The following is a 973-nucleotide window of genomic DNA, read 5'->3' on the forward strand; positions in this document are numbered from 1 at the left end:
TATACCATATATAAAGAAAAAAACTAAGTTAGTTTACTAACCTAGTTAAGAAATAAAGTTTTCTAAAACATCAGATAATTCCTCTTCACTATCTACTCTTATTCCTTTTTTTATTTCATCTCGGTCTAATTCCATTAATAATTCTACTGGATAGTCAACGAAGATTTTATGAAGAAGTCTTTCACCATCTTCTCCAATTTTAAATACAGCTATTTTACCATCTTCTTCTCCAATAATAAAATGCTTATTACATAAATGTTCTTTTTCACCCCAAGTTACAATCTTATTACTTGAAAAAGAGATTACTCTTAAAAAAGGTTTTTTATTAGTTAAATAATTTTCATATTTTTCTTTTGTCATATTTATAATATCTGTACTAGGAGTCTGATTTGTTACTATAAGATCACCACATTCTTTATATAAAATTCTTTGCTCAATAATCGTATTAGGTGATACTTTTTCTTCCTCTTTAATTATTTCAACATTTTTATCATCGTTTTCCAGTTTATTGTTTTCTATTTTAGCTATTTTATTATCTTCTGATTTATTAGTTATGAGCTGATAACTAAGTGAAAAACTAAGCAAAAAAAGACCAACAGAAATAGTTAATATTATTAAAAATCTATTTTTTTTCATAATATCCCTCCAGATTACTATCTAGTGGAATATTATTTCCATATATGCTATATTATATACTTATTTATATCTCATAATAAGTCTGTCATTTAATCCGTTCCAATATGAGTCATTGTATATCTTATTAACATTTCTAGTTATTATCTTTCTAACTTCTTTATACACTGCTTTCAATTCATCTAAAGTTAAAAGACTTTCTTCATCCTTAAAGTAAGGGGGTTTAGATTGATATTCTATCGATAATTGCTTGTCTAAATATTTATTTAAATTTAAAACCTTAGGTTTTAATATGTTCTCAGCATATTTTTCTATGGTTTCTTCTAAAATACTTTTAGTC

Annotated in this window: 1 protein-coding gene and 1 pseudogene; both read right to left on the reverse strand. The window is 24.6% G+C overall.

Annotation, left to right across the window (positions count from 1 at the left end):
- Positions 1 to 45 precede the first annotated feature (45 nt).
- Positions 46 to 636 (reverse strand): BofC C-terminal domain-containing protein, encoded by a 591-nt coding sequence (locus tag ACTHW2_RS09545; RefSeq protein WP_442263706.1) that lies wholly within the window; start codon positions 634 to 636, stop codon positions 46 to 48.
- Positions 637 to 696: 60 nt separating this feature from the next.
- Positions 697 to 973, reverse strand: a pseudogene (locus tag ACTHW2_RS09550) (hypothetical protein); the annotation flags it as partial.

The sequence above is a fragment of the Tissierella sp. genome, assembly GCF_052089545.1.
In the GTDB taxonomy this organism is placed as follows: Bacteria; Bacillota; Clostridia; order Tissierellales; family Tissierellaceae; genus Tissierella_A.

What these genes read in the sequence shown, in the direction of transcription:
- ACTHW2_RS09545 (WP_442263706.1), bottom strand. Translation starts at nt 636, where the DNA reads ATGAAAAAAAATAGATTTTTAATAATATTAACTATTTCTGTTGGTCTT.